25 protein-coding genes (1 of these 25 only partly in view) are annotated in these 24,312 nt (G+C 62.7%); 9 read left to right on the plus strand and 16 right to left on the minus strand.

The features are described from left to right. Positions 1 to 120: 120 nt before the first annotated feature. Positions 121 to 504: a hypothetical protein gene (locus ACSSVC_RS07365; RefSeq protein WP_123725977.1), complete on the minus strand. Its 384-nt coding sequence runs from the start codon at positions 502 to 504 to the stop codon at positions 121 to 123. A gap of 145 nt (positions 505 to 649) precedes the next feature. Here ACSSVC_RS07365 and ACSSVC_RS07370 point away from each other — a divergent pair, with 145 nt between their 5' ends. Both ACSSVC_RS07370 and ACSSVC_RS07375 read left to right on the plus strand, forming a co-directional pair. Continuing rightward, positions 650 to 847: a heavy-metal-associated domain-containing protein gene (locus ACSSVC_RS07370; protein ID WP_102863030.1), complete on the plus strand. Its 198-nt coding sequence runs from the start codon at positions 650 to 652 to the stop codon at positions 845 to 847. Positions 848 to 939: 92 nt separating this feature from the next. Next, positions 940 to 2,136 carry a multidrug effflux MFS transporter gene (locus ACSSVC_RS07375; RefSeq protein ID WP_346636276.1) on the plus strand — a complete coding sequence of 399 codons (1,197 nt, stop codon included), beginning with the start codon at positions 940 to 942 and terminating at the stop codon, positions 2,134 to 2,136. 1 nt (position 2,137) lies between these two features. On the opposite strand, the gene ACSSVC_RS07380 is transcribed toward ACSSVC_RS07375, so the two are convergent. From ACSSVC_RS07380 to ACSSVC_RS07390, 3 genes are all read right to left on the minus strand, one after another. Further along, entirely contained in the window at positions 2,138 to 2,314 is a 177-nt protein-coding gene (locus tag ACSSVC_RS07380; RefSeq protein WP_185073655.1) for a hypothetical protein, read from the minus strand. A 144-nt stretch (positions 2,315 to 2,458) separates the two neighbouring features. Continuing rightward, positions 2,459 to 3,472, minus strand: coding sequence for a zinc-binding alcohol dehydrogenase family protein (locus ACSSVC_RS07385; protein WP_492612120.1), 1,014 nt, complete (start codon positions 3,470 to 3,472; stop codon positions 2,459 to 2,461). A 30-nt stretch (positions 3,473 to 3,502) separates the two neighbouring features. After that, on the minus strand, positions 3,503 to 3,796 hold the full coding sequence (locus tag ACSSVC_RS07390; RefSeq protein ID WP_346636274.1) for a putative quinol monooxygenase: 294 nt from the start codon (positions 3,794 to 3,796) through the stop codon (positions 3,503 to 3,505). A 118-nt stretch (positions 3,797 to 3,914) separates the two neighbouring features. Between ACSSVC_RS07390 and vimR the strand changes: the two genes are divergently transcribed. Then, complete coding sequence (gene vimR / locus ACSSVC_RS07395; RefSeq protein WP_492612121.1) at positions 3,915 to 4,823, plus strand: transcription regulator VimR; 909 nt, start codon at positions 3,915 to 3,917, stop codon at positions 4,821 to 4,823. A gap of 122 nt (positions 4,824 to 4,945) precedes the next feature. Further along, positions 4,946 to 6,322 (plus strand): MFS transporter, encoded by a 1,377-nt coding sequence (locus tag ACSSVC_RS07400; RefSeq protein WP_346636272.1) that lies wholly within the window; start codon positions 4,946 to 4,948, stop codon positions 6,320 to 6,322. A gap of 80 nt (positions 6,323 to 6,402) precedes the next feature. On the opposite strand, the gene ACSSVC_RS07405 is transcribed toward ACSSVC_RS07400, so the two are convergent. The 3 genes from ACSSVC_RS07405 to ACSSVC_RS07415 all read right to left on the minus strand — a co-directional run bounded on the left by ACSSVC_RS07405 (position 6,403) and on the right by ACSSVC_RS07415 (position 9,650). Next, positions 6,403 to 7,356, minus strand: coding sequence for an adenosine deaminase (locus ACSSVC_RS07405; RefSeq protein WP_346636271.1), 954 nt, complete (start codon positions 7,354 to 7,356; stop codon positions 6,403 to 6,405). A 180-nt stretch (positions 7,357 to 7,536) separates the two neighbouring features. Further along, positions 7,537 to 8,502, minus strand: coding sequence for a 2-oxoglutarate and iron-dependent oxygenase domain-containing protein (locus tag ACSSVC_RS07410; RefSeq protein ID WP_346636270.1), 966 nt, complete (start codon positions 8,500 to 8,502; stop codon positions 7,537 to 7,539). A gap of 65 nt (positions 8,503 to 8,567) precedes the next feature. Further along, positions 8,568 to 9,650, minus strand: coding sequence for a BMP family ABC transporter substrate-binding protein (locus ACSSVC_RS07415; protein ID WP_346636269.1), 1,083 nt, complete (start codon positions 9,648 to 9,650; stop codon positions 8,568 to 8,570). Between the two features lie 325 nt (positions 9,651 to 9,975). On the opposite strand from ACSSVC_RS07415, the gene ACSSVC_RS07420 reads away from it, so the two are divergent. Beyond that, positions 9,976 to 11,064 carry a calcium:cation antiporter gene (locus tag ACSSVC_RS07420; protein WP_404938175.1) on the plus strand — a complete coding sequence of 363 codons (1,089 nt, stop codon included), beginning with the start codon at positions 9,976 to 9,978 and terminating at the stop codon, positions 11,062 to 11,064. Here ACSSVC_RS07420 and ACSSVC_RS07425 read toward each other — a convergent pair. From ACSSVC_RS07425 to ACSSVC_RS07435, 3 genes are all read right to left on the minus strand, one after another. Continuing rightward, the gene (locus tag ACSSVC_RS07425; protein WP_404938176.1) at positions 11,061 to 12,068 is read right to left on the minus strand and encodes a formylglycine-generating enzyme family protein; all 1,008 of its coding nucleotides are present in this window, start codon (positions 12,066 to 12,068) and stop codon (positions 11,061 to 11,063) included. The two genes, ACSSVC_RS07420 and ACSSVC_RS07425, sit on opposite strands and share 4 nt — an antisense overlap. A gap of 112 nt (positions 12,069 to 12,180) precedes the next feature. After that, entirely contained in the window at positions 12,181 to 13,539 is a 1,359-nt protein-coding gene (locus tag ACSSVC_RS07430) for an 8-oxoguanine deaminase (protein WP_404938177.1), read from the minus strand. A 204-nt stretch (positions 13,540 to 13,743) separates the two neighbouring features. Further along, positions 13,744 to 14,427 carry an SDR family oxidoreductase gene (locus ACSSVC_RS07435; protein ID WP_346636265.1) on the minus strand — a complete coding sequence of 228 codons (684 nt, stop codon included), beginning with the start codon at positions 14,425 to 14,427 and terminating at the stop codon, positions 13,744 to 13,746. A gap of 46 nt (positions 14,428 to 14,473) precedes the next feature. On the opposite strand from ACSSVC_RS07435, the gene ACSSVC_RS07440 reads away from it, so the two are divergent. Beyond that, complete coding sequence (locus tag ACSSVC_RS07440; protein ID WP_492612122.1) at positions 14,474 to 14,668, plus strand: hypothetical protein; 195 nt, start codon at positions 14,474 to 14,476, stop codon at positions 14,666 to 14,668. Positions 14,669 to 14,737: 69 nt separating this feature from the next. Next, on the plus strand, positions 14,738 to 15,175 hold the full coding sequence (locus tag ACSSVC_RS07445; RefSeq protein ID WP_346636264.1) for a hypothetical protein: 438 nt from the start codon (positions 14,738 to 14,740) through the stop codon (positions 15,173 to 15,175). On the opposite strand, the gene ACSSVC_RS07450 is transcribed toward ACSSVC_RS07445, so the two are convergent. The 6 genes from ACSSVC_RS07450 to ACSSVC_RS07475 all read right to left on the minus strand — a co-directional run bounded on the left by ACSSVC_RS07450 (position 15,172) and on the right by ACSSVC_RS07475 (position 21,698). Beyond that, entirely contained in the window at positions 15,172 to 16,098 is a 927-nt protein-coding gene (locus ACSSVC_RS07450; RefSeq protein ID WP_346636263.1) for an ABC transporter permease, read from the minus strand. The two genes, ACSSVC_RS07445 and ACSSVC_RS07450, sit on opposite strands and share 4 nt — an antisense overlap. After that, positions 16,098 to 17,204 (minus strand): ABC transporter permease, encoded by a 1,107-nt coding sequence (locus tag ACSSVC_RS07455; protein WP_492612123.1) that lies wholly within the window; start codon positions 17,202 to 17,204, stop codon positions 16,098 to 16,100. The genes ACSSVC_RS07450 and ACSSVC_RS07455 overlap by 1 nt, the downstream gene beginning before the upstream one ends. Positions 17,205 to 17,215: 11 nt before the next feature. Next, positions 17,216 to 18,781: an ABC transporter ATP-binding protein gene (locus tag ACSSVC_RS07460; RefSeq protein WP_492612124.1), complete on the minus strand. Its 1,566-nt coding sequence runs from the start codon at positions 18,779 to 18,781 to the stop codon at positions 17,216 to 17,218. A gap of 532 nt (positions 18,782 to 19,313) precedes the next feature. After that, positions 19,314 to 19,895, minus strand: coding sequence for an IMPACT family protein (locus tag ACSSVC_RS07465; RefSeq protein WP_346636260.1), 582 nt, complete (start codon positions 19,893 to 19,895; stop codon positions 19,314 to 19,316). Positions 19,896 to 19,900: 5 nt separating this feature from the next. Next, positions 19,901 to 20,569, minus strand: a complete 669-nt coding sequence (locus tag ACSSVC_RS07470; protein WP_123725959.1) for a TetR/AcrR family transcriptional regulator — start codon at positions 20,567 to 20,569, stop codon at positions 19,901 to 19,903. 208 nt (positions 20,570 to 20,777) lie between these two features. Further along, positions 20,778 to 21,698: a LysR family transcriptional regulator gene (locus ACSSVC_RS07475; RefSeq protein WP_346636258.1), complete on the minus strand. Its 921-nt coding sequence runs from the start codon at positions 21,696 to 21,698 to the stop codon at positions 20,778 to 20,780. Positions 21,699 to 21,822: 124 nt separating this feature from the next. Here ACSSVC_RS07475 and aptA point away from each other — a divergent pair, with 124 nt between their 5' ends. Then, positions 21,823 to 23,172, plus strand: a complete 1,350-nt coding sequence (gene aptA / locus ACSSVC_RS07480; RefSeq protein WP_346636257.1) for an omega-aminotransferase AptA — start codon at positions 21,823 to 21,825, stop codon at positions 23,170 to 23,172. Between the two features lie 73 nt (positions 23,173 to 23,245). Next, positions 23,246 to 24,312, plus strand: partial view of a CoA-acylating methylmalonate-semialdehyde dehydrogenase gene (locus ACSSVC_RS07485; protein ID WP_346636256.1) — the 5' portion only. It continues 427 nt past the right edge of the window; the window shows 1,067 of its 1,494 coding nt (coding positions 1-1,067); the start codon lies at positions 23,246 to 23,248; its stop codon lies off the right edge, out of view.

Raw genomic sequence — 24,312 nt, forward strand, 5'->3', positions numbered from 1 at the left:
GATCAACCTTGCCATGCAGGCAAGGTCAAGCGGGCATTGCCAGGGTGCTTCATTTTGTCCCAGGGGGGAGCAAAAGCACGCCTTGCGCTGTAGGGCGCAAGGCGTGTGGAGGACGGTGCGTCAGTAATCCAGGGCGGTGGGCTTGAGGTACATGCCCGAGGCGTTGGTGGCGATACGGAACTTCAGCACATCGCCGGCCCGCACGCTGATGTCCTGGGAACCCGGGGCGAGCAGACCAGGGTTGCAGCCCGGCGCCTGGCCCGGCAACAGTTTCAGGCGCAGGGACACTTTGCCCGGCGGCAGGTTGAAGGAGGCGCTCTGCTCCTGGAACAGCCGGCCGGCGAGCTGGTCCTGGATGTACAGGCCGATCTCGCAGGAGGTGGCGACTTCCAGCCGCTCCCGGGAAATGATCAGTACGCCGTAGTCTTCTCCGGCGGCCAGTACCGGTGGCGTTGCCGCCAACAGACCAAGGAGGCCGACGAGGCTGAAAGTTGACCAGCGCATGGCTGAATCTCCTGCTGTGATGTCGTAAGACGTGCAGCTTGGCGGAGCGCGGCGCCGATTTCCAGCCCGGCAGTTCAATCCGGAACTTGACCTTGCCACGGTGGCAAGGACAAGACTGCATGCATCCCAATACAGGAGAAGCGCGATGCAAGTATTCAATGTTCAAGGCATGTCCTGCGGCCACTGCGTGCGGGCCATCACTCAGGCGCTACAGAGCAAGGACCCGGCGGCCACCGTGCGGGTGGACCTGGCGGCCAAGGAAGTGGGGGTCGAGAGTCGCCTGTCCAGCGAAGAGGTGATCAATCTGATCAGCGAAGAAGGCTACGCCGTCCAGGTTGCTTGAGTCTTTTTAATAGTTAGCGACCTATCGGAATGTTCAAGGCGTCCAAGCGCAGCTAGACTGTGCGACCGCTGACCAACGCTCGCTTGGATGCCATGAACCTCCGCACAATCCTGATTCTCGGCGCCTTGAGCGCCTTCGGCCCTTTGGCCATCGACTTTTATCTGCCGGCCTTTCCCTCGATGGCCCTGGCTTTCGGTACCGATGAAAAACACGTCCAACTGACCCTGGCCGCCTATTTCCTTGGGCTGTCCATTGGCCAGCTGGCCTATGGACCTGTGGCCGACCGTTTTGGTCGGCGCCTGCCGTTGCTGGTTGGAGTGGGGCTGTTCACCCTGGCCTCACTGGCCTGCGCCTATGCACCCAACCTGGAGTGGCTGATTGGCGCACGCTTCGTCCAGGCCCTGGGCGGTTGCGCCGGCATGGTGATTTCCCGCGCGGTGGTCAGCGACAAGTGCGATGCAGTGGGCTCGGCCAAGGTGTTCTCCCAGTTGATGCTGGTGATGGGCCTGGCGCCGATCCTGGCGCCAATGCTCGGCGGCCTGCTGGTCAACCTCTACGGTTGGCAATCGATTTTTATCATGCTCACGGTGTTCAGCGCCCTGTCGGGATTGGCAGTTGCTCTGGGTCTGCCGGAAAGCATGCCGGCCACTCGCCCGCGCCTGCCGTTGTCCGGAGCGTTGCGCCAGTACGGCCTGTTGCTGGCGGACCGGGTCTTTCTCGGCCATGCCCTGACCGGCGGCATCGCCATCGCCGGGATGTTTTCCTATATCGCCGGCTCGCCCTTTGTCTTTATCAAGCTCTACGGCGTGCCTGCGGAGCACTTCGGCTGGTTCTTCGGGATCAATGCCGGCGGTTTCATCCTGGTGGCGCAGATCAATGCGCGGTTGTTGGCCAAGCGTGGTCCGGCCTTCCTGCTGGCCCGGACTGTGTGGATCTACCTGGCGGCCGGGTTGGCCTTGCTGGCAGTCAGCGCCCTGCATACGAGTGAGCTCTGGCCGCTGTTGCTGCCCTTGTTCGTGTGCATCGCCAGCCTAGGCTGCATCATTCCGAACGCGGCGGCCTGTGCCATGAACGGCCAGGGCGCGCGGGCCGGCAGCGCTTCGGCGATGCTCGGTTGCCTGCAGTTCAGCGTCGCAGCGGGTGCTGCCTATCTGGTGGGTGTGTTGCACGATGGCAGTGCCATGCCGATGGCCATGGTCATCTGCCTGTGCGGTGTTCTGGCGGTGAGCATGGCGGTCATGACCCGGCGTTTGCAGAATGCCCGGGCATTGAAAGCCGCCGAGCTCTGAGTCAGCCGACGGCGCGCTGACTCTGGGGAATCTGGTGAGGGGCTTGCAAGCGGGCTTGCAGGGTCTGGGTGAAAGCCCGGGCCTCGGCTTCGCTGCGGAAAGTCACCGCGTGCTGGTCGAGACGGACTTGCCATTGAGAGCCTTGAGGGTTTGCCAATTCTTTTATCAGGATCTTCATTGCTGACCTCCTAACGGTAAAAGAGTGCGATGCAAGGGCTGCCAGTGTAGACCCGAATACGGTCACAAATATGACCGAAATCAACTCTCGGACTGACGGCGGCCATCGAGCTTTTCTGCGCGATAGCCGCCGTGCGTTCAGCCCTTAGAAACCTTCCAGGACGATCTTGCCCTTGGCCGTGCCGCTCTCCAGCAAGGCGTGGGCGCGGCGCAGGTTGGCCGCATTGATCTGGCCGAAATGCTCGCCCACCGTGGTCTTCAGGGTACCGGCGTCGATCAGCTCGGCGACCTTGTTGAGCAGAACGTGCTGTTGCTGCATGTCGGCGGTCTCGAACAGCGAACGGGTGTACATGAACTCCCAGTGCAACGACAGGCTCTTGCGCTTGAGCTTGGTCACGTCGAGGCTTTTCGGGTCGTCGATCAAGGCCAGTCTGCCCTGGGGCGCCAGGGCTTCCACCAGCTCATCGAGGTGGGCGTCGGTCTGGGTCAGGCTGGCGACGTGGGTCACTTGATCGATGCCGATGCGCTTGAGCTCGGTGCTCAAGGGCTGGCGGTGATCCACCACGCCATGTGCACCCAGTTCGCGGACCCAGGCTTGGGTCTGCTCCCGGGAGGCGCTGCCGATCACCTTGAGGCCGGTCAGTTGTCGGGCCAGTTGGGTGAGGATCGAACCGACCCCGCCGGCGGCGCCGACAATCAGCAGGCTCTGGCCCTGGTCGCTGCGGTCCTGGCTGATTTGCAGACGTTCGAACAGCAGCTCCCAGGCCGTGATCGCGGTCAGCGGCAGGGCTGCGGCTTCGGCAAAGCCCAGGCTCTTGGGCATATGGCCGACGATGCGTTCATCCACGGTGTGCAGTTCGCTGTTGCCCCCGGCCCGGGCGATGGAGCCGGCGTAGAACACCCGGTCGCCAACCTTGAACAGGCTGACCTCGTTGCCCACGGCCTTGACCACTCCGGCCACGTCCCAGCCCAGCACCTTGGCCGCGCCGCCTTCGGGCTGGACGTTCTGGCGGACCTTGGTGTCCACCGGGTTGACCGAGATGGCCTTGACCTCCACCAGCAGGTCGCGAGGGCCGGCGAGCGGCTCTGGCAGCTCGATGTCTTGCAGGGACTTGGGGTCGTCGATTGGTAGGGATGCGTAGTAGGCGATGGCTTTCATGGTGAATTCCTGTTGAGTGCAGAGAGAAGGTCAGACGATCAGTTGCAGGCGCTTGAGTTCGAAGTGCTCGATCGCCTCGCGGGTCTGGGCGAGGAAGTGCTGGAAGTGCGGGGTGTTGTTGTGAAACTCCAGGGCGGCTTCATCGTCCCAGCGTTCCAGAACGTAGAAGGTGCCCGGCTGTTCGGCGTCCTGATGCAATTGGTAGTACTGGCAGCCGGCTTCGGCACGGCTGGGGTGTACCAGGGCACTGAGTTGGTGCTTGAGGACGCTGTGCTGGTCAGGCTTGGCGATCAGGGTCGCGATGGCGGTAAAGGCTTGGGACATGGGGTTTACCTTTGGGCAGTCAGGTGATGGGCAGATAATTGGCTATTTCTCCTGAAGATAAAACCGGCTAAAAGAGCAGTCTCTTTCAATATTTTTTTGATAATCCAGGGGCCAATTCATGCTGCGATTCGATGACCTGCAGTTGTTCGTGCGTGCCGCGGACCTGGGCAGCCTGTCGGCGGCGGCCCGGGTCATGGACCTGTCGCCGGCGGTGGCCAGCGCCGCCCTCAAGCGCATCGAGGAACACTTGGGGGCGCGTCTGCTGGCCCGTTCCACCCGCAGCCTGCGTCTGACGGCCGAGGGTGAGGGCTTTCTTGAATACGCTCGCGCCGCCTTGAGCAACCTGGATGAAGGGCGGCGCCTGCTGGCCAGTGGACAGGATCAGGTCAGCGGTGTGTTGCAGCTGTCCGCGCCTTCGGACTTTGGGCGCAACCTGCTGTTGCCCTGGCTCGACGAGTTCCAGCGCGAGCATCCCAAACTCAGCGTGCGCCTGCTGCTGGGGGACCGGGTTGCCGATCTGTTCCGCCAGCCGGTGGACATTGCCCTGCGCTACGGTGAGCCGGAGGACTCCAGCCTGGTGGCGCTGCCGATAGCCCCGGACAATCTCCGGGTCCTGTGTGCGGCCCCCAGCTACCTGGCCCGTCACGGCGAGCCGCGCCAGCTGGAGCAATTGGCCCAGCACAACTGCCTGCTGTACATGCTCGACAGCCGAGCCCATGACCTTTGGAGTTTTTATGACGGCAAGCGCGAGGTGAGCCTGACCGTCAGCGGCGACCGCCTGAGTGACGATGCCGATGTGGTGCGGCGCTGGGCGGTGGCCGGTGAAGGGATTGCCTACAAGTCCTGGCTGGATGTGGCGGGCGATGTGCTGGCCGGGCGCCTGCAGATACTGCTGCCGGAACTGCGCTGCGAAGGCGCGTCGCTGAACCTGCTGTGCACCCATCGCGCGCACCTGAGCAAACCGGTGAAGCTGTTGCGGGATCTGCTCCAGAGCCGCTGCGCCGAGATCAGCGCCCGGCGCCCGTAGGAGCCGGCTTGCCGGCGAACCCCCCGCGTCGCTGACGGACGCGAACAGGTCGCCCTCGGCAATCAGTTCCGGCCTCGATCGCGCACACTCCAACGGTCAAGCATTCAACCGGGGGACGGGGCATGGGCATACAGGGATACAGCGCCGCAGAGCGCCTGGAACGGCTACCTATCAGCGGCTATCACCGGGTGATCTTCATCATCATTGCCCTGGCGTTTTTCTTCGACTCCATGGACCTGGCGATGATGACCTTCCTCCTCGGCTCGATCAAAACCGAGTTCGGCCTGAGTTCGGCCCAGGCGGGCCTGCTGGCCAGTTCGAGCTTTTTCGGCATGGTGCTGGGCGCCTCGCTGTCGGGCATGCTCGCCGACCGCTTCGGGCGCAAGCCGGTGTTCCAGTGGAGCATCGTGCTCTGGGGAGTGGCCAGTTACCTGTGCTCGACCGCCCAGAGCGTGGACAGCCTGACCCTGTTCCGGGTGCTGTTGGGAATCGGCATGGGCATGGAGTTTCCCATCGCCCAATCGATGCTTTCGGAGATGATTCCGGCGCAACGACGCGGCCGCTACATCGCCTTGATGGACGGCTTCTGGCCCCTGGGTTTTGTGGCTGCCGGCGTGCTGTCGTACTTCCTCCTACCACTGATCGGCTGGCGCGACATCTTCCTGGTGCTGGCGATTCCGGCGGTGTTCGTGCTGGTGATCCGCTTCTTCATTCCCGAGTCGCCGCGCTGGCTGGAGCAGGCTGGACGTCATGCCGAGGCCGATCGGGTGCTGCTGGGCATCGAGGACAAGGTGCGAGCTTCCCTGGGTGGCGGCTCGTTGCCGGAGCCAGTGCGCCTGCCGCGAGTCGAGGGCGCGCCGGGGCACTTCTTTTCCGCGCTGAAACAGATCTGGTCGCCCCTGTACCGGCAACGCACGATGATGATCTGGAGCCTGTGGTTCTTCGCATTGCTGGGGTTCTACGGGCTGACTTCCTGGCTCAGCGCCTTGCTGCAACAGTCCGGTTTTGCCGTGACCCAGTCGGTGTACTACACGGTGCTGATTTCCCTGGGCGGGATTCCCGGGTTCCTCATGGCCGCCTGGCTGGTGGAGCGCTGGGGGCGCAAACCAGTGTGCATCGTCACCTTGCTCGGCGGCGGGATCATGGCCTTCTTTTACGGTCAGAGCGCGGTGTTTGGCGGCAACGTCAGCCTGTTGATCGGCACCGGCCTGCTGATGCAGTTCTTCCTGTTCGGCATGTGGGCGGTGCTCTACACCTACACGCCTGAGCTGTACCCGACGTCCGCCCGAGCCACGGGCTCGGGCTTTGCTTCGGCCGTTGGCCGGATCGGTTCGCTGCTGGGGCCTTTGGTGACCGGGCTGGTGTTTCCCGTCACCGGGCAGGGCGGGGTGTTTGCCTTGGGCGCGTTGTGCTTTGTGATCGCGGCAGGGGTGGTGTGGCGGTTCGGGATGGAGACCCGGGGCAAGACTTTGGAGGAGTTGAGCGAAACGGGGAGCTGATAGCGAACGGCGGTGGAGCTGTTCGCCGGCAAGCCGGCTCCTACAGGCTGGTGTAGGAGCAGGTTTGCCGGCGCTGGGCGTTACGGCTTGACCAGTCGCGCATCCAGGCTGTTCTGCGCCAGGCGTCGGGCCTGGTCCTGGGTCATCCCCAGGTCGGTGTACAAGGCGTGGAAGTTCTCGGTGACGTAGCCGCCGAAGTAGGCCGGGTCATCGGAGTTGACCGTGACCTTCACCCCGCGCTCGAGCATTTGCAGGATGTTGTGCTGGGACATGTGGTCGAACACGCAGAGCTTGGTGTTGGACAGCGGGCACACGGTCAGCGGGATCTGTTCGTCGATGATGCGCTGCATCAGTCGTTCGTCTTCGAAGGCCCGCACGCCGTGGTCGATACGCTGGATCTTCAGCAGGTCCAAGGCTTCCCAGATGTACTCGGGCGGACCTTCCTCGCCAGCGTGGGCGACGGTGAGGAAGCCTTCGCTGCGCGCGCGGTCGAAGACCCGCTGGAACTTGCTCGGCGGATGACCCATTTCCGAACTGTCCAGGCCCACGGCGACAAAGGCGTCGCGGAACGGCAGCGCCTGGTCGAGGGTTTTCTGTGCTTCTTCTTCGCTCAAGTGGCGCAGGAAACTGAGGATCAGGCCACTGGTGATGCCCAGTTGCTGTTCGCCGTCCTTCAGCGCGGCGGCGATGCCGTTGAGCACCACTTCGAACGGCACGCCACGGTCGGTGTGGGTCTGCGGATCGAAGAAGGGTTCGGTGTGGATCACATTCTGTTCTTTGCAGCGCAGCAGGTAGGCCCAGGTCAGGTCGTAGAAGTCCTGGGAGGTGCGCAGCACGTCCGCGCCCTGGTAATACAGGTCGAGGAACTCTTGCAGGTTGTTGAAGGCGTAGGCCTTGCGCAGGGTTTCGACGTCGCTCCAGGGCAGGGCGATCTTGTTGCGTTCGGCCAGGGCGAACAGCAGTTCCGGCTCCAGGGAGCCCTCCAGGTGCAGGTGCAATTCGGCCTTGGGCAAGGCGTTCAGCCAGTCATACATGGTGTTTTCTCATCAGGTGCAGGTGGGCGCTGCGAGAAGGAAACTGTGCCACAGCCATGACCCTCTGCGGGGACGTTGCTGGCGGTTCGCGGTTCTCGCCGGTTTTTCACCGGGCCCGAAAAAGCCGCCATTCTACAGCCGGCGGCGCAAATGTTCGGCAAAACCTGACCGAGTGGGCGATCAGGCCTGCTCCAGCTCCCGGCGATAGGCGTAGGTATCGGCAAAACGCGAGAGCAGGAATTCGGCGCAGGTGGTCAGCGGATACTTGGCTGGATGCTCTGCGTCCTGGCAGCCGGGCAGGCATTCGATGCGGGTGTCCGGGTGCGGTTCGGCGAAGAACGGCATCGAGTAGCGATCCACCCCCAGCGGGCTGATGACCCGGTGCGGGGTCGACAGGTAACGGTCGTTGCTCCAGCGGGCCATCATGTCGCCCAGGTTGACCACGAAGGTGCCATCGATGGGCGGCGCGTCGATCCATTGCCCCTGAACGTTGCGCACCTGCAAGCCGCCGGCGGCGTCCTGGTAGAGCAGGGTGATGCAGCCATAGTCGGTGTGGGCCCCGGCGCCTTGCTGCTCAGTGCTGCTGGCGGTGTGGCGCGGCGGATAGTGGATCATCCGCAGTACGCTGACCGGGTCATTGAAGCGGCAGTCGAAGAAGTCCCGCTCGATGCCCAGGGCCAGGGTCATGGCCCGCAGCAGGGTCTGGGCCAGGGCCTGCATGTCCTGATAGTGCTGCTCCATCAGGTCTTTCCAACCGGGCAGGTCCGGGTGGCGGTTGGGGCCGCGCAGGGGCTTGTCCGCCAGTACCTCGGGATGGTCGGCGGGCAGATGCAGGCCCATGTCGAAGGTTTCCTTGAGGTCGCTGGGCTTGCCCGGGTCCAGTTGCTCGGTGGCGATGGCGCCGTAGCCGCGATGGTGACGGCTCTGGGTGATGTCGATCTTGAGTTTTTCAGCGCTGGGCAGGGCGAAGAAGTGCTTGGCCGTGACCAGCAATTGCTCGATGCGCTGTGCACTGATCGGGTGACCCTTGATGTAGAAGAATCCCCATTCGCGACAGGCGCGGTCGATCTGCTTGGCGACGCTGTCCCAGCCTTGCAGCTCATCCTGATACAGCGGGCTGATATCGATGATCGGCAGTTGATTCATGAAAATGCTCCCATCCTGTTGGCGGTCCGTCGTCGCTGGCGGGTGCTCCGCCAGCGACGACCAGCTTATTTGGGGATGTCCGCCTTCAGGCCTTCGACGTAATAGTTCATCGAGGCCAGTTCGGCATTGCTGGCGCTGACCCCCGCGGCGATTTTTTCTACCCCGGCCTGGTCCTTGATCGGGCCGGTGAACGGGTGGAACTCGCCACTCTTGATGCTGGCGATGATCTGCTCGGCCTCGGCTTTCACCGGGGCCGGCAGCAGGTCGCTGAGGGGCAGCTCAACCGTACCCTCTTTCAGACCGCCCCAGTAGTCCTGGGATTGCCAGCTGTGGTCCAGCACCCCTTGGGTGGCCTGGATGTAGTGCGGGGCCCAGTTGTTGACGATGGAGGTCAGCACTGCCTTGGGGCCGAAGTGGGCCATGTCCGAGGCGTAGCCCACGGCATAGACGCCACGGCGCTCTGCGGCCTGGATCGGCGCCGGGCTGTCGGTGTGCTGGAAGATTACGTCGGCGCCTTGGTCGATCAGAGCGTTGGCGGCGTCGGCTTCCTTGCCCGGGTCGAACCAGGAGTTGACCCACACCACCTTGATCTCGGTGCCCGGATTGTATTTGTTCAAGGCCAGCTGGATGGCGTTGATGTCACGGATCACTTCCGGGATCGGGAAGGAGGCGACGTAGCCGATCTTCTTGGTCCTGGTCATCTTCGCCGCGAGGAAACCACCGACATAACGGCCCTCGTAAGTGCGCGCCAGGTAGGTGCCGAGGTTCTTGTCCTGCTTGTAGCCGGTGGCGTGTTCGAAGGTCACCTTGGGAAATTGCTTGGCGACTTTCAGGGTGGGGTTCATGTAGCCGAACGAGGTGGTGAAGATCAGGTCGTAATTGTCCTTGGCCATGTTGCGGATCACCCGCTCGGCGTCGGCGCCCTCGGCGACGTTTTCCACGTAGTTGGTCTTGATCCGGTCACCGAACTTTTCCGCCAGCGCCTTGCGTCCCTGTTCATGCTGATAGGTCCAGCCGTGGTCGCCGATGGGGCCGATGTAGACGAAGCCGACCTTCAGCGGATCGGCAGCGCTGGCGGCGAGACTGGCACTCAGGCCGACAGCGGCGGCCAGGGTGCAGAGCAGCTTGTGCAACGGGCGTGTATGCATGAATTGGAGCTCCATCTTGTTGTGGTGGGGGGCTGGGGCGGCAAGCGCTGGAGGGCAATGCAAATAGCTGACCAACAGGACAACAAAGATGGGGGCGTCGGGCGAGGCGGTTTCTACGGGGGCTTTGGGGCGCGCTTTTCGCTGGCAAGCCGGCGCCTGCGGGAATGGAATGTAGGAGCCGGCTTGCCGGCGAAGCGCTTTTCAAGAGCCATCCCGGTGCGCGGCGCCTGAGCCTGGTGCACTAACATGTAACGAAACGTTAGTGACTCGAAGCAGTCTTTCACTCATCTCCTGTACTCGTTTTTATTTCCGTCAAAGGACTGCAATGCTCACTTCCCTCAAGCAAGAAAAGTTTCTACTGCTTGCGCTGTTGGCCGCCGTGGCCGCCTATCCCCTGGAGCACCTGCTGCTGAGCAGCGGCCAAGGCATCGCGTTGATGGCCGGGCTGGTGCTGATCGGCTTCATCGTCATCGCCTCGATGCGCGTTGCCCACCACGCCGAACTGCTGGCGGAAAAGGTCGGTGACCCCTACGGCACCATGATCCTGACCCTGGCCGCGGTGCTGGTGGAGGTGGTGATCCTGGCCATCATGATGAGCAACGAAGCCTCGCCGACCCTGGTGCGTGACACCATCTATTCGGCGGTGATGCTGGACATCAACGGCATCCTCGGCCTGGCGGCGCTGATGGGCGGCATCAAGCATGGCGAGCAGCCCTATAACGACGACTCGGCGCGTACCTACAGCGTGATGATCCTCACCGCCATGGGCGTGTCGATGGTGGTGCCGGAGTTCATTCCAGAAGCCGACTGGAAGGTCTATTCGGCCTTCACCATTGGCGCCATGGTGGTGCTCTACACCTTGTTCCTGCGGATGCAGGTCGGGCCGCACAGTTATTTCTTCAGCTACAGCTACCCGGAAAAGCGTCGCAATAAAGAGGCCCAGGAGCAGCCTGATGCCATCAACCTGAGCTGGAGCATCGGCATCCTGGTGTTTGGTGTGGTGGTGATCGGCGCCCTGGCCGAGGTGATGTCCAAGACTCTGGACCTGGGGCTGGAAGGCACGGGCGCACCGCCGGTGATCACGGCGATCCTGGTGGCGGCGATTTCTGCGGCGCCGGAGATTCTCACTGCGCTGCGCGCGGCCTTGGCCAACCGCATGCAGTCGGTGGTCAACGTGGCGTTGGGGGCTTCCCTGTCGACAGTGATCCTCACGGTGCCGGTGATGGAAGCCATGGCCCTGTACACCGGCCAGCCGTTCCAGATGGCCATGACGCCGGTGCAGACGGTGATGGTGTTCATCACCCTGATCGTCAGTGCGATCAACCTCAACGACGGTGAAACCAATGCCATCGAGGGCATGACCCACTTCGTGCTGTTTGCGACCTTCATCATGCTGTCGCTGCTCGGCCTTTAAAGCGGCTGCGCTGACTGGATGGCGCAGCGAAAGCTGACACCCGGGGCATTCCAGGCCGCCAGTGCCCCCCAACGCCAACGGCGGACGGTGCTGGCCGAAGGGGAAAAGGTCGGGTCGTTGGCAAACTCGTTGTTGGCGCCCCGTTGTGCCCGATAAATGCCCGTTTCGGGCCCTTGCGGGTTCTCCACGGGAGACTCGCGATAGTAGTGTTTATCGTACCAATCGTTGACCCATTCACTGGCGTTGCCGGTGAGGTTGTAGAGGCCAAGCGGATTGGGTGCAAACCTGTTCACGGCGAAGGTTTTGTTGTCGTCGGGCGCCGGAAAGTTGCGGCCGTAGTCCAGATTGCCGTTGTCGGTCGCGAACATGACCGGCTGGCCGCGGTTGCGCGCCGCATATTCCCATTGGGCCTCGGTCGGAAGATCGACGGGATAGCCGCTGAGCTCTGCCAGCCAGCCACAGTAATCCTTGGCCTCTTGCCAGTCTCGTGAAGCCGGGGCGGGCAGGTTTTCAAGGTAGAGGTGCTTCATGTCTTCGCGTTTACGAAGTTCAGCGTCGAATGGCGGCTTGCCTTGCGCCAGGAAGAACAGATCAAAATCGCCCAAGGTGGTTTGCAGCGAGGACAGGTAATAGCTGCTCAATTTGACGGGGTGAACGAAGTCGTCATCGACGTCGAGACTGATCCGGTCCATTTTTGCCGGGGCTACGCCGCAGGGCCATTTGCACAAGGCATGGGGATCGAAGTCATGGGGCCAACCGAAATCGCCCATCTGGAATTCTCCCCCTTCAATCAACACCATGTTGTCCATCGAGCGGACGACCGTGTTGAGCACGGCATCGCGGTTTTGCGGGGACAGGTCCGGGTATTTGCGACTGATGGTCGAAGCAATTTCTGCAACTTTCTCAGGTGACAGCGCTTTGCTGGCGGGCCCTGCAATTTCCTGTTTTTCACAGCCTGAAATCAGCAGCGCGACGCAGAGCGCCAGTCCGTGCTTTTGCTTCACGTAATGTCCCTATAACGGCTCGATTGAGGGCGGCAAATTAACATGTTTGCTCAATCCGCTTGCGCTCAAAGCGCAGGCGAGGGAACCGGCCCCTCGCCGTTGGAGTCGGGGATCAGGTACCGGCGATCAGTTGCCGAGCAGCCTGGCTGTGATCGGCGATCAGGTTTTTCAGGTCCAGCCCTTCGACTTGCCCATCAATCACCCGCCACTTGCCGCCGATCATGACCCGATCCGCCCGATCCGCAGCGCACAACAACAGCGCCGAAACCGGATCATGGCTGCCCGAGAAACGCAGCTCATCGAGCTTGAACAACGCCAGGTCCGCCTGCTTGCCCACCGCCAGTTCGCCAATGTCAGTGCGGCCCAGCAGGCTCGCCGAACCCTGGGTTGCCCAGCCCAGTACCCGCTCCGGGGTGATCTTCTCGGCGCCATAACGCAGACGCTGGATGTACAGCGCCTGGCGCGCTTCGAGGATCATGTTCGACGCATCATTGGACGCCGAGCCATCCACGCCCAAGCCAAACGGCGCCCCTGCATCAGTCAGCTCGATACTGGGGCAGATGCCGGAGGCCAGGCGCATGTTCGAACTCGGACAATGGCAGATGCCGGTGCCGGCAGCGCCCAGGCGGGCAATTTCATCCGGGTTGAAGTGGATGCCGTGGGCCAGCCAGGTACGCGGACCGAGCCAGCCGACGCTGTCCAGGTAATCCACGGTACGCAGGCCAAAGCGCTGCAGGCAGAAATCTTCTTCGTCGAGGGTTTCGGCCAGGTGAGTGTGCAGGCGCACATCGAGTGTGTTCGCCAACTCGGCGCTGGCCGACATGATTTCCGGGGTCACCGAGAACGGCGAGCACGGCGCCAGGGCGATCTGGATCTGCGCACCGTCGCCACGCTCGTGGTACTGGTGAATCAGGCGCTGACTGTCGTCGAGAATCACCTGACCTTCCTGCACGGTCTGCTGTGGTGGCAGGCCGCCGTCCTTTTCGCCAAGGCTCATCGAGCCGCGGGTGAGCATGGCGCGCATGCCCAGTTCACGCACGCTTTCGACTTGCACGTCGATGGCATTTTCCAGACCGTCCGGGAACAGATAGTGATGGTCGGCGGCGGTGGTGCAACCGGAGAGCAGCAGTTCGGCCAGTGCCACTTTGGTCGCCAGGGCGAGTTTTTCCGGGGTCAGCCGGGCCCAGATCGGGTACAGGGTCTTCAGCCAGGGGAACAGCGGCTGGTTGACCACCGGCGCCCAGGCCCGGGTCAGGGTTTGATAGAAGTGATGGTGGGTGTTGATCAGGCCCGGCAGCAGTACGTGCTCGCGGGCATCGAACACCTGTTGGCAAGGGCTCGCAGGCTGTTGGCCGAGGCCCAGCACTTCAACGATCAAACCGTCTTGCACGACCAGGCCGCCACGGGCGTCGAGGGCATTGCCGGTGAAGATGGCCAGGGGATTTTTTAACCAGGTACGGATCGCAGGCATGGTTGCCGGCTCCTCTGAAAGTGGGTTCAGGTTAGCCAGCTCAGTGTTGCCCTGTCTGCTGATCCAGGGTCGCCGCAAGGGGCGAGGTGCGCAGTCTAGCGAAAGATTTACCGGGGGACAAAGCTTGCATTCTGCCCCCCGATCCAGAGCCTTTGCCGCTCTGTGCAAGTGCTGCCTGAGGCAGCCGCTGCAGAGGTTAGGGGTTTACCAGGGGATGGTTTCGCCCTTGTAGTTGACGAAGTGATGGCCGCCCTTGCCGGTGTAGGCGTTGACCTGGGCGATCAGCCCACGGGTGCTGGTTTGCACGTCGATGTCGGCGCCTTCGCCGCCCATGTCGGTCTTCACCCAGCCCGGATGCAGGGAGAGTACGGTCAGCTTTTGTTCCAACTGGGTCACGAAGCTGTTGGTCATGGAGTTCAGTGCGGCCTTGCTGGCTTTGTACAGGGCCAGCTCCGGGGCGTCCGGCATAGTGACGCTGCCCAGCACCGAACTCATGAACGCCAGTACGCCGCTGTCCTTGCGGATCTGCCCGACAAAACGCTGGGCCAGGTTGATCGGCGCCACCGCGTTGGTGAAGAACAACTGGCCGACTTCGGCCTGAGTCGCATGGCCCGGCAGTTGGTTGTCCGGGCCCTTGACCCCGGCATTGACGAACAGCAGGTCGAACACCTGATCCTTGAGCTTCTGGCTGAGGGCGATCACCGCTTGCTGATCGTCCATGTCCAGTTGTTCGATCTGCACCTTGCCCAGGGCTTGCAGGGCCTCGGCCTTGTGCGGGTTGCGCACGGTGGCGGTGACCTGCCAGCCGTCCTCCAGCAGGCGTTGTACCAGGCCGAGGCCCAGGCCCCGAGAGGCGCCGATGATCAGTGCGGTTTTTGCCGTGGACATGATGAGGTTCCTTGATAAATGAGGATCACGGATTCAATGGACAGGCTTGCTCGAGCCTTTGTTGCAGCTACTGGCGCAAGTGGCCCAATTCAGTGATACGGGGTTCGATCAGGGTCAGTTTGTCATGCAGCAGCCGGGTTATGGCCTGATCCGGATCGGCACTCTGCCACAGAGCGCCGACACTGCTGCCAATCTCGCCCAGGCTTCGGCCAGTTCTCCAATGCGCATGTGCGGGTCTTGAAAGGGCTTGACCCTGGAGCATACTCGAGGCTTTAGCCTGCGCGCTCCTTGAATCGATGGAGCAGCATTTATGTGGACGAGCGAACAGTATCGAACATTGGTCCGGGCCAGCGGCTGGTACGACTTGCTGGTGACGCTGGCCTTTGTCACCCCCTGGAGCTTCATGGCATTGCATGGGCTGATGCAGGACACGGCCCTGACCTTGCACCTGCCGGGTAGCCTGCCGCCGTTCGAGCCGATGCACCTGCTGATGGCCAACCTGATGGGCTCGATTGTCTGCGTGTGGTCGGTGCTGCGGATTCGTGATCCGCAGCAGGCGTTTGGCCGTTATGACGCGGTGGGGCGCATCCTGTTTGCCACCTGGCAGGTGTATGCCCTGATGCACGGCGCTACGGCGTTGATCGGGGTGATTCTGTTTTTCGAGCTGGCGTGGTGCGTGGCGCAGTTGTGGCCGGTGAACGGCTCCGCCGGTAAGCCAGCGCCTGCGGAGGCCGTGGCGGTCATTTAGTGCCCCGCCTGCCACGGCTGGCCCAGGGAGACTGGTGCATACAGCCGGGTGCGCAAGGCATCCCGGGACAGCAGCACCAGCACCAGGATGGTGGCGGCATAGGGCAGCATCGCCAGCAGGTTGGACGGTATCGCCAGCCCCAGGCCCTGGGCCACCAGATGCAGGATGCTCGCCAGGCCGAACAGGTAGGCGCCGAGCAATAGTCGCCACACCCGCCAACTGGCGAACACCACCAGGGCCAGGGCGATCCAGCCGCGGCCGGCGCTCATGTTCTCGGCCCACATCGGGGTGTAGGCCAGGGACAGGTAGGCCCCGGCCAGCCCGGCCATGGCCCCGCCGAACAGCACCGCGAGCATCCGCACGCGCAGCACCGGCAGGCCCATGGCGCTGGCGGCATCGGGATTTTCGCCGACGGCCTGGATGATCAGGCCGACCCGGCTCTTGAGAATCATCCAGGCCACCACGGCGAACAGCGCGAAAGACAAATACACCAGCAGATCCTGGGCAAACAGCATGCGGCCGATCAGCGGGATGTCGCTGAGCAATGGCAGCGCCAGCGGCTCGAACCCGGCCAGTGGCTTGCCGACCCAGGCCGCGCCGACAAAGCTCGACAGGCCGACGCCAAAAATAGTCAGGGCCAGGCCCGTGGCCACCTGATTGGCGTTGAACACCAGGGCCACCAGGGCAAACAGCGCCGAGAGCAGCATTCCCGCTGCCATTGCCAGCAGCACGCCAAGCCACAAATGGCCGCTGTTGAAGGCGACGATAAAACCTATCACCGCGCCGAACAGCATCATGCCTTCCTGACCGAGGTTGAGGACGCCGCTTTTTTCACAGATCAGTTCTCCCAGGGCTACCAGCAGCAAGGGCGTACCGCAGCGCACCATGGCGTAGAGAATATTGCTCAGCAGATCGATATCCATCACAGGGCTCCGGCGGTAGCAGTGGCGGTGGCGTCGCGGCGCGCCCAGCGCAGGTTCAGGCGCGGGCGGTAGAGAATCAGCACGTCGCAGGCCAGGAGGAAGAACAGCATCATGCCCTGGAACAGTTGGGTGATGGCTTGGGGCAGGTTGAGGCTCATCTGCGCGCTTTCGCCACCGATGTAGAGCAAGGCCATCAGCAGGCTGGAGAACAGGATGCCGATGGGGTTCAAGCGTCCAAGAAAAGCCACGGTGATCGCCGCGTAGCCATAGCCGGGGGACACTTGTGGCACCAGCTGGCCAATAGGGCCGGTGACTTCACAGACACCGGCCAAGCCCGCCAGCGCACCGCTGATCAACAACGCCAGCCAGATCAGGCGCTTCTGGCGAAAGCCGACGAAACCCGCGGCGCGCGGGTCCAGCCCGAGGACCTTGATCTGGAAACCGACAAAGCTTTTCTGCAGCAGCACCCAGACCGCCACCAGGGCCAGCAGGGCGAAATACACCCCGGCGTGGACCCGGCCGTCCTCCATCAGCAGCGGCAGGCGGCTGGCGTCACCGAGCATGGCCGACTCGGGAAAGTTGAACCCGGCGGGGTCCTTCAACGGGCCGTGCACGCAGTACAGCAACAGGTTCAGTGCGATGTAGTTGAGCATGATGCTGGTGAGTATTTCGTTGGCGTTGAAGCGTGTGCGCAGCCAGGCGGTAAGCCCGGCCCAGGCGCCGCCGGCCAGGGTGCCGCCGAACAGGATCAGCACCAGCGCCCAGCGACTTTGCAGCTCGATGAGGTTGACCGCCAGGGCGCTGCCGGCCAGGGCTCCGAGCAGCAGTTGGCCTTCGGCGCCAATGTTCCAGATGCGGGCCCGGTAGGCCACTGCCAGGCCCAGGGCGCAGAGCAGGATCGGCAGCGCCTTGACCAGCAGTTCCGAGACGCCGTACAGGTCGCTGACCGGGGCGATCAGCAAGGTGTGCAGGGTCAGCAGCGGGTCATGTCCCAAGGCCATGAACAGCAGGGCACCACAGCTCAGGGTCAGCAGCGCGGCGAGAAGGGGGGAGCACCAGAGCATCAGGCGCGATTGCCGGCCGCGAGGTTCGAGTGAAAGCAGCATGGACGACTCCGTTAGACCGCCGGGGCGGGGGCAGAAGGGACGGTTTCGAAGTGGCCGGCCATCCAGGCGCCGACTTCGACCAATGAGGTGTCGGCACAGGCTTTGGGCACCGAGAGACGACCGCCGCAGAGGGCGGCAATGCGATCGCTGATCTGCAGCAACTCATCCAGGTCTTCGGAGATCACCAGGATCGCCGCACCGGCATCACGCAGGGCGATCAGTGCCCGGTGAATAGTGGCTGCGGCCCCCACGTCGACGCCCCAGGTCGGGTGCGCGGCGATCAGCAAGCGCGGTTGCTGGAGGATCTCGCGGCCGAGGATGAATTTCTGCAGATTGCCGCCAGACAGGCTGCGGGCCGGGCTCTGGGCGTCACCGGCCTTGACCCCGAAGCGCTGGATGATGGTCTCGGCCAGGGTGCGGACCTTGGCTCTTTGAATCAGGCCATTGCGTATCAGCCCCTGTTGAAAGGCGGTGAGCAGCGCGTTGTCTTCCAGGCTCAGTTCCGGTACGGCACCTTGCCCCAGGCGTTCGGCGGGGACGAAGGCCAGCCCCCTTTGGCGTCGGGCATCGGGGTATAGATGGCCGACGGCGTGGCCGGCCAGGCAGATGCGTTGGGCTTCGCCGGGAGTCAGGCGTTGCTCGCCGCTGAGCAGGGCCAGCAGTTCGTCCTGGCCATTGCCGGCGACCCCGGCGATGCCGACGATTTCGCCACTGCGCAGGCTCAGGTCGATGGCCTTGAGGGAGCAGCCGAAGGGATCGGGGTTGTGCCAGCTCAACTCGCGGATCTGCAGGAATTCGGCGCCGCCGCTGACCTTGGGGTAGTCGGCAAGCAGGGCCGCTGCGTCACCCACCATCAGTCGCGCCAGTTCCTGGTTCGAGCATTCGGCCGGACGACAGTGCCCGGCCACCCGGCCGCCCCGCAGTACTGTGGCGCTGTGGCACAGGGCGCGGACTTCGGCGAGCTTGTGGCTGATGAACAGGATGCTGCAGCCCTCGGCAGCCAGCCGGCGCAGGGTGATGAACAGCTCTTCGGCCTCCTGTGGGGTCAGCACTGAGGTGGGTTCGTCGAGGATCAACAGGCGGATGTCCTGCATCAGGCAGCGCACGATCTCCACTCGTTGGCGCTCGCCGATGGACAGGCTGTGCACCAGGCGCTGGGGTTCAAGGGCCATGCCGTAGCGCTGGGACACTTCGCGGATCTTGCCTTCCAGCTGGCTCGGCGTGCCGGCCGCCGCGCCCATGGCCAGGGCGATGTTTTGCGCGACGCTGAGGGTTTCGAACAATGAGAAATGCTGGAACACCATGCCGATCCCCAGGCCGCGAGCCTGGGCCGGGCTGCTGATGAGCTGGCGCCGACCTTGCCAGATCAATTCCCCCGAGTCGGCCTGGATCACCCCATAGATGATCTTCATCAAGGTGCTTTTGCCGGCGCCGTTCTCGCCGAGCAGGGCCTGGATTTCACCTGGGGCGATGCACAGGTCGATGGCGTCGTTGGCCAGGCAACCGGGATAGCGCTTGCTGATCTTGCGCAGTTGCAGGCGCGGTGTTTGCCCGATGGGCACAGCGGGATTTGGCATGACAGGCTCGGGGGGATTGGAGGTGTTTGTGTGGATAAAGCAATTTCCTGGCCAGTAGGTCAGGAAAGCTCAAGCGCCGCCCTGGACTGCACCTTGAACTGTCGGAGGAGGCGGATGCCGGGCACCACATCGGGGCAAAGTGTTTGAAAGGGCTCTGTTTTTGTCCGCGATAACCTGAGCAAAAAATGACCAGTGGCCTGCAGGCCCTGTGCAATCGGCGGCTGGGGCAGCCTTGCACGGGTTATCCACAGCTTGCTCCACAGTAATTGTGTGCAAGCCTGGAACTTGGGCATAAGCCCGGCGGCCTTGCCTTCCAACCGCGATAAACCACTCTAACTTGCTGTTTTACGTTGCAAAAAAGTCCACTGGCGGAACTTTGGACAAAAAATGAACAAAGCCGGCAAAGCCACGTTACAGAAGGGTTACAGCGCTATGTGCTCAGGTTATCCACAGTCGGGTGCACAGCAGATGTGGGCAACTGCGGGAGGCTCTGCCGGGTTATGCACAAGGTGCTCGGGCCGGGTTGGTGCGTTCAGCGCTGCAAGAGGATGCGTCCGCGACTGAGGTCGGCCAACTGCTGTTGCAGGGTATCGATCTGCGCTTCGCCCAGGGCCAGTTGTAACTCCACGCCATTGGCGGTGAAGTCTTCCTCGACCAGCAAGCCGCCCAGTTCTGCGACCCGCAATTTGACCAGTGCCAGCTCGCTGAAACTGCAGGCGCAGCGCAGCGGTACGCGGTTGACCAGGGCGATGCGCTCGGCGCCTTGCAGGCATTTGTTGGCACCGCCGCCGTATGCCCGGGCCAGGCCACCGGTGCCCAGCTGGATGCCGCCGTACCAGCGGATCACCAGCACGGCCACCTGATCGCACTCCTGGGCCTCGATGGCCGCGAGGATCGGCCGTCCGGCGGTGCCGCCGGGCTCGCCGTCGTCGTTGCTGCGGTACTGATCGGCCAGCTTCCACGCCCAGCAGTTGTGGGAGGCGTTGAGGTCGCTGTGCTGCTGGATGAAGGCTTGGGCCTCGGCCGCGCTGGTGATGGGCGCGGCGAAGGTGATGAAGCGGCTTTTGCGAATCTCTTCGCGGTACTCGCAAAGGCCGGCCAGGGTAAAGGGCATGAGCGTCAGTCTTTCTGGGCGGGAGTCAGGCCACAGCCTTTGAGGATGATGCGGATCAGGTTGTTGCCGGCCTCTTCGAAATCCTGCTTGGTCAGGCGGCTGCGCCCGGTGACACGGCAGATCTGGGTGGCGAAGTCGGCGTAGTGCTGGGTGCTGCCCCAGAGCAGGAAGATCAAGTGCACTGGGTCAACCGGGTCCATCTTGCCGGCGTCGATCCAGGCCTGGAATACATTGGCCCGGCCTTGGAACCAGGCGCGGTAGTCCTGGCTGAAGTATTCGCTCAGGCATTCGCCGCCACTGATGATTTCCATGGCGAAGATCCGCGAGGCCTGGGGCTGACGGCGGGAAAATTCCATCTTGGCGCGGATGTAGCGGGTCAGGGCCTCGGCCGGGTCATCCTCGGCGGTGAGGGTGTTGAAGGTGCTGTCCCAGAGCTCGAGGATGTTGCTCAGCACTGCGATGTACAGCCCCAGCTTGTTGGTGAAGTAGTAGTGCAGGTTGGCCTTGGGCAGTCCGGCCTTCTGCGCGATGGTGTTCATGCTGGTGCCTTTGAAGCCGTGACGGGCGAACTCGTCCTCGGCGGCCTGGATGATGGCCTCTTCATTCTTCTGCCGAATGCGGCTAGCGGGTTTGCCGGGGTGAGGAGCGCTGTGGGCGGGGACTTCAAAGGTCATGGAGGTTTCCGAGCAAGTCTGTGGGTGCTACCTGTGCGTTGATAGCGCACCCAGGTTGATCAGACAAGCCTTGGCACGACAAAAGCTTCAGTGGGCCTTCAGGCTGTGGTTTTCCGGCGCCGGATTTATGTCGTTTGGCAGGCTTTACCCTCCGGCAGCCGCAGGTACATCAGCAGGGCGGTGATGCCGATCTTGATCAGGCTGATTCTCAGCGGGTCGCCGCCAGGCTCTCCAGGAAGCTTTCCAGCACCAAGTGAGGGCGCCGGCCCTTGCGCGTGACCGATGCCAGGCTCAGGTCATAGAAGCGGGATGTGGGCTTGAGCGCGCGCAACCGGCCCTGCTGTACCCAGAGGGTGGCGTAGTGATCAGGGAGATAGCCGATATAGCGTCCGGTGAGGATCAGGAAGGCCATGCCTTCGCGGTCGGAGGCGCTGGCGGTGCAGTTCAATGCCTGGTAGTGGGCCTGGATTTCCGCGGGCAGGCGGAAGGTCGGGGCAATGGCGTCCTGGTCATTGAGGCGCTGATCGTCCAGTTGCTTGTCGTCCACGTAGAACAGGGGATGACCTACTGCGCAGTACAGCAACGAACGTTCGTCATACAGCGGCTGATACTCCAATCCGGACAGGGCGCTGGCCTGGGGCACCACGCCGACGTGCAGGCGACCATCGAGTACCCCTTGTTCGACTTCGTTGGGGGCGATCATGCGGATCTGGATCTGTACGTCCGGGCCGCGTTCCTTCAATTGTGCCAGGGCGTGGGTGATGCGCATGTGGGGCAGGGTCACCAGGTTGTCGGTGAGGCCGATGATCAATTCGCCCCTCAGGTGACGGTGCAGGCCGTTGACCTCGGTGCGAAAACTCTCCAGGGCGCTGAGCAGTTGCAGGCTCGACTGATAGACCTCGCGGCCTTCTTCAGTGAGGGAGAAACCGGCGCGTCCGCGCTGGCACAGGCGCAAGCCGACCCGTTGCTCCAGGTCACTCATCTGTTGGCTGATGGCCGAGCGGCCAATGCCGAGCACGGTCTCTGCGGCGGAGAAACCACCGCACTCCACAACACTGCGAAAGATCCGCAGCAGGCGGATATCAAAGTCGCTGACTTGCGCCAGTGGGTCGGCTCGACGGCTGCTCATAGTTTAGTAGATGCCAGACTGAAGGTTATTAAAGTTGGATTTCACCGACTTTATAGCCGTGGCAACTTAGTCGCAACAACGCTTTTATTCCTACGCCGCTTCATTGCCTTGCGAGGTTTTGCTCATGAACATGCCGGAAACCGCTCCTCAGTCCCTGGCCAGTCAGCTCAAGCTCGACGCTCACTGGATGCCCTACACCGCCAACCGTAACTTCCAGCGTGACCCGCGCCTGATCGTCGGCGCCGAAGGCAGCTGGCTGGTGGATGACAAGGGCCGCAAGATCTATGACTCGCTGTCGGGTCTGTGGACCTGCGGCGCCGGTCACTCGCGCAAAGAGATCCAGGAAGCGGTATCCAAGCAACTGGGCACCCTGGATTACTCTCCTGGCTTCCAATACGGTCACCCGCTGTCGTTTCAACTGGCGGAGAAAATCACCGACCTGACCCCGGGCAACCTGAACCACGTGTTCTTCACCGACTCCGGCTCCGAGTGCGCCGATACCGCAGTGAAGATGGTGCGTGCCTACTGGCGCCTGAAAGGCCAGTCGACCAAGACCAAGATGATCGGCCGTGCCCGTGGCTATCACGGGGTGAACATCGCCGGCACCAGTCTGGGCGGCGTCAACGGCAACCGTAAGCTGTTCGGCCAGGCAATGATGGATGTGGACCACCTGCCGCATACGTTGCTGGCCAGTAACGCGTTTTCCCGTGGCATGCCGGAGCAGGGCGGTATTGCCCTGGCCGATGAGCTGCTGAAGCTGATCGAGTTGCACGATGCTTCCAATATCGCTGCAGTCTTCGTCGAGCCGATGGCCGGCTCGGCTGGCGTGCTGGTGCCGCCACAGGGTTATCTCAAGCGTCTGCGGGAGATCTGCGATCAGCACAGCATCCTGTTGGTGTTCGACGAAGTGATCACTGGTTTCGGTCGTACGGGGGCGATGTTCGGCGCCGACAGCTTTGGCGTGACCCCGGATTTGATGTGCGTGGCCAAGCAGGTCACCAACGGGGCGATTCCGATGGGCGCGGTGATTGCCAGCTCCGAGATCTATCAGACCTTCATGAATCAGGCGACGCCTGAGTACGCGGTGGAGTTCCCCCACGGCTACACCTATTCGGCGCACCCGGTGGCTTGTGCGGCGGGCCTGGCGGCACTGGATCTGCTGCAGAAGGAAAACCTGGTGCAGAGCGTGGCTGACGTCGCTCCGCATTTCGAGAATGCGTTGCACGGCATCAAGGGTGCGAAGAACGTGATCGACATCCGTAACTTCGGTCTGGCCGGTGCGATTCAGATCGCGGCTCGGGACGGTGATGCAATCGTGCGTCCATTCGAAGCCGGTATGGCCTTGTGGAAGGCCGGTTTCTACGTGCGCTTTGGCGGCGACACCCTGCAGTTCGGCCCAACCTTCAATAGCAAGCCACAGGACCTCGATCGCCTGTTCGATGCGGTTGGCGAAGTGCTGAACAAGCTCGACTGATTCGATCCTTCTTATATAGAAGCGGGCGCGAAGTGTTTCGCGCCTGCGCCTTCCCTTTTTCAGGAGTCCCCGCATGAGTCTGATTCAACACCTGATCCACGGCGAGCTGGTAAGCGACAACGGTCGCAGCACTGACGTCTTCAACCCGTCCACAGGCAAGGCGATTCACAAGGTCCCGCTGGCAAGCCGTGAAACCATTCAACAGGCAATTGACTCCGCCAAATCGGCCTTTCCGGCCTGGCGCAATACGCCGCCGGCCAAGCGTGCCCAGGTGATGTTCCGCTTCAAACAACTGCTGGAGCAGAACGAGGCGCGCATTGCCCAACTGATCAGCGAAGAACACGGCAAGACTCTGGAAGACGCCGCGGGTGAACTGAAGCGCGGTATCGAGAACGTCGAGTACGCCTGTGCCGCGCCGGAAATCCTCAAGGGTGAATACAGTCGCAATGTCGGTCCGAACATCGATGCCTGGTCCGACTTCCAGCCGTTGGGCGTGGTGGCCGGTATTACTCCGTTCAACTTCCCGGCAATGGTGCCGCTGTGGATGTACCCACTGGCGATCGCTTGCGGCAACTGCTTCATCCTCAAGCCTTCCGAGCGTGATCCAAGCTCGACCTTGTTGATCGCCGAGCTGTTGCATGAAGCCGGTCTGCCCAAGGGCGTACTGAATGTGGTGCACGGTGACAAGACTGCCGTGGATGCACTGATTGAGGCGCCGGAAGTCAAGGCGTTGAGCTTTGTCGGTTCGACGCCGATTGCCGAGTACATCTATGCCGAAGGCACCAAGCGCGGCAAACGCGTCCAGGCACTGGGCGGGGCGAAGAACCACGCGGTGCTGATGCCCGATGCCGACCTGGATAACGCCGTCAGCGCTTTGATGGGGGCTGCCTACGGTTCCTGTGGTGAGCGTTGCATGGCGATCTCGGTAGCTGTATGTGTGGGTGATCAAGTAGCGGACGCCCTTGTGACCAAGTTGGTACCGCAGATCAAGGCGCTGAAGATCGGTGCCGGCACTTCCTGTGGCCTGGACATGGGGCCGCTGGTGACTGCCCAGGCTCGCGACAAGGTCAGTGGTTATGTAGAGGACGGCGTCGCTGCCGGTGCACAGCTGGTGGTGGATGGTCGTGGTCTGAGCGTTGC

It is taken from the genome of Pseudomonas sp. E1BtOHC1 (assembly GCF_058744285.1).

Bases quoted from the DNA above. Each gene is read 5' to 3' on its own strand.
- aptA (WP_346636257.1), top strand. From the start codon at position 21,823: ATGAACATGCCGGAAACCGCTCCTCAGTCCCTGGCCAGTCAGCTCAAG.
- ACSSVC_RS07390 (WP_346636274.1), bottom strand. From the start codon at position 3,796: ATGTCCCAAGCCTTTACCGCCATCGCGACCCTGATCGCCAAGCCTGAC.
- ACSSVC_RS07365 (WP_123725977.1), bottom strand. From the start codon at position 504: ATGCGCTGGTCAACTTTCAGCCTCGTCGGCCTCCTTGGTCTGTTGGCG.
- ACSSVC_RS07380 (WP_185073655.1), bottom strand. From the start codon at position 2,314: ATGAAGATCCTGATAAAAGAATTGGCAAACCCTCAAGGCTCTCAATGG.
- ACSSVC_RS07400 (WP_346636272.1), top strand. From the start codon at position 4,946: ATGGGCATACAGGGATACAGCGCCGCAGAGCGCCTGGAACGGCTACCT.
- ACSSVC_RS07450 (WP_346636263.1), bottom strand. From the start codon at position 16,098: ATGGATATCGATCTGCTGAGCAATATTCTCTACGCCATGGTGCGCTGC.
- ACSSVC_RS07420 (WP_404938175.1), top strand. From the start codon at position 9,976: ATGCTCACTTCCCTCAAGCAAGAAAAGTTTCTACTGCTTGCGCTGTTG.
- ACSSVC_RS07455 (WP_492612123.1), bottom strand. From the start codon at position 17,204: ATGCTGCTTTCACTCGAACCTCGCGGCCGGCAATCGCGCCTGATGCTC.
- ACSSVC_RS07430 (WP_404938177.1), bottom strand. From the start codon at position 13,539: ATGCCTGCGATCCGTACCTGGTTAAAAAATCCCCTGGCCATCTTCACC.
- ACSSVC_RS07385 (WP_492612120.1), bottom strand. From the start codon at position 3,472: ATGAAAGCCATCGCCTACTACGCATCCCTACCAATCGACGACCCCAAG.
- ACSSVC_RS07370 (WP_102863030.1), top strand. From the start codon at position 650: ATGCAAGTATTCAATGTTCAAGGCATGTCCTGCGGCCACTGCGTGCGG.
- ACSSVC_RS07460 (WP_492612124.1), bottom strand. From the start codon at position 18,781: ATGCCAAATCCCGCTGTGCCCATCGGGCAAACACCGCGCCTGCAACTG.
- ACSSVC_RS07465 (WP_346636260.1), bottom strand. From the start codon at position 19,895: ATGCCCTTTACCCTGGCCGGCCTTTGCGAGTACCGCGAAGAGATTCGC.
- ACSSVC_RS07375 (WP_346636276.1), top strand. From the start codon at position 940: ATGAACCTCCGCACAATCCTGATTCTCGGCGCCTTGAGCGCCTTCGGC.
- ACSSVC_RS07470 (WP_123725959.1), bottom strand. From the start codon at position 20,569: ATGACCTTTGAAGTCCCCGCCCACAGCGCTCCTCACCCCGGCAAACCC.
- ACSSVC_RS07475 (WP_346636258.1), bottom strand. From the start codon at position 21,698: ATGAGCAGCCGTCGAGCCGACCCACTGGCGCAAGTCAGCGACTTTGAT.
- ACSSVC_RS07405 (WP_346636271.1), bottom strand. From the start codon at position 7,356: ATGTATGACTGGCTGAACGCCTTGCCCAAGGCCGAATTGCACCTGCAC.
- ACSSVC_RS07410 (WP_346636270.1), bottom strand. From the start codon at position 8,502: ATGAATCAACTGCCGATCATCGATATCAGCCCGCTGTATCAGGATGAG.
- ACSSVC_RS07415 (WP_346636269.1), bottom strand. From the start codon at position 9,650: ATGCATACACGCCCGTTGCACAAGCTGCTCTGCACCCTGGCCGCCGCT.
- ACSSVC_RS07435 (WP_346636265.1), bottom strand. From the start codon at position 14,427: ATGTCCACGGCAAAAACCGCACTGATCATCGGCGCCTCTCGGGGCCTG.
- ACSSVC_RS07445 (WP_346636264.1), top strand. From the start codon at position 14,738: ATGTGGACGAGCGAACAGTATCGAACATTGGTCCGGGCCAGCGGCTGG.
- vimR (WP_492612121.1), top strand. From the start codon at position 3,915: ATGCTGCGATTCGATGACCTGCAGTTGTTCGTGCGTGCCGCGGACCTG.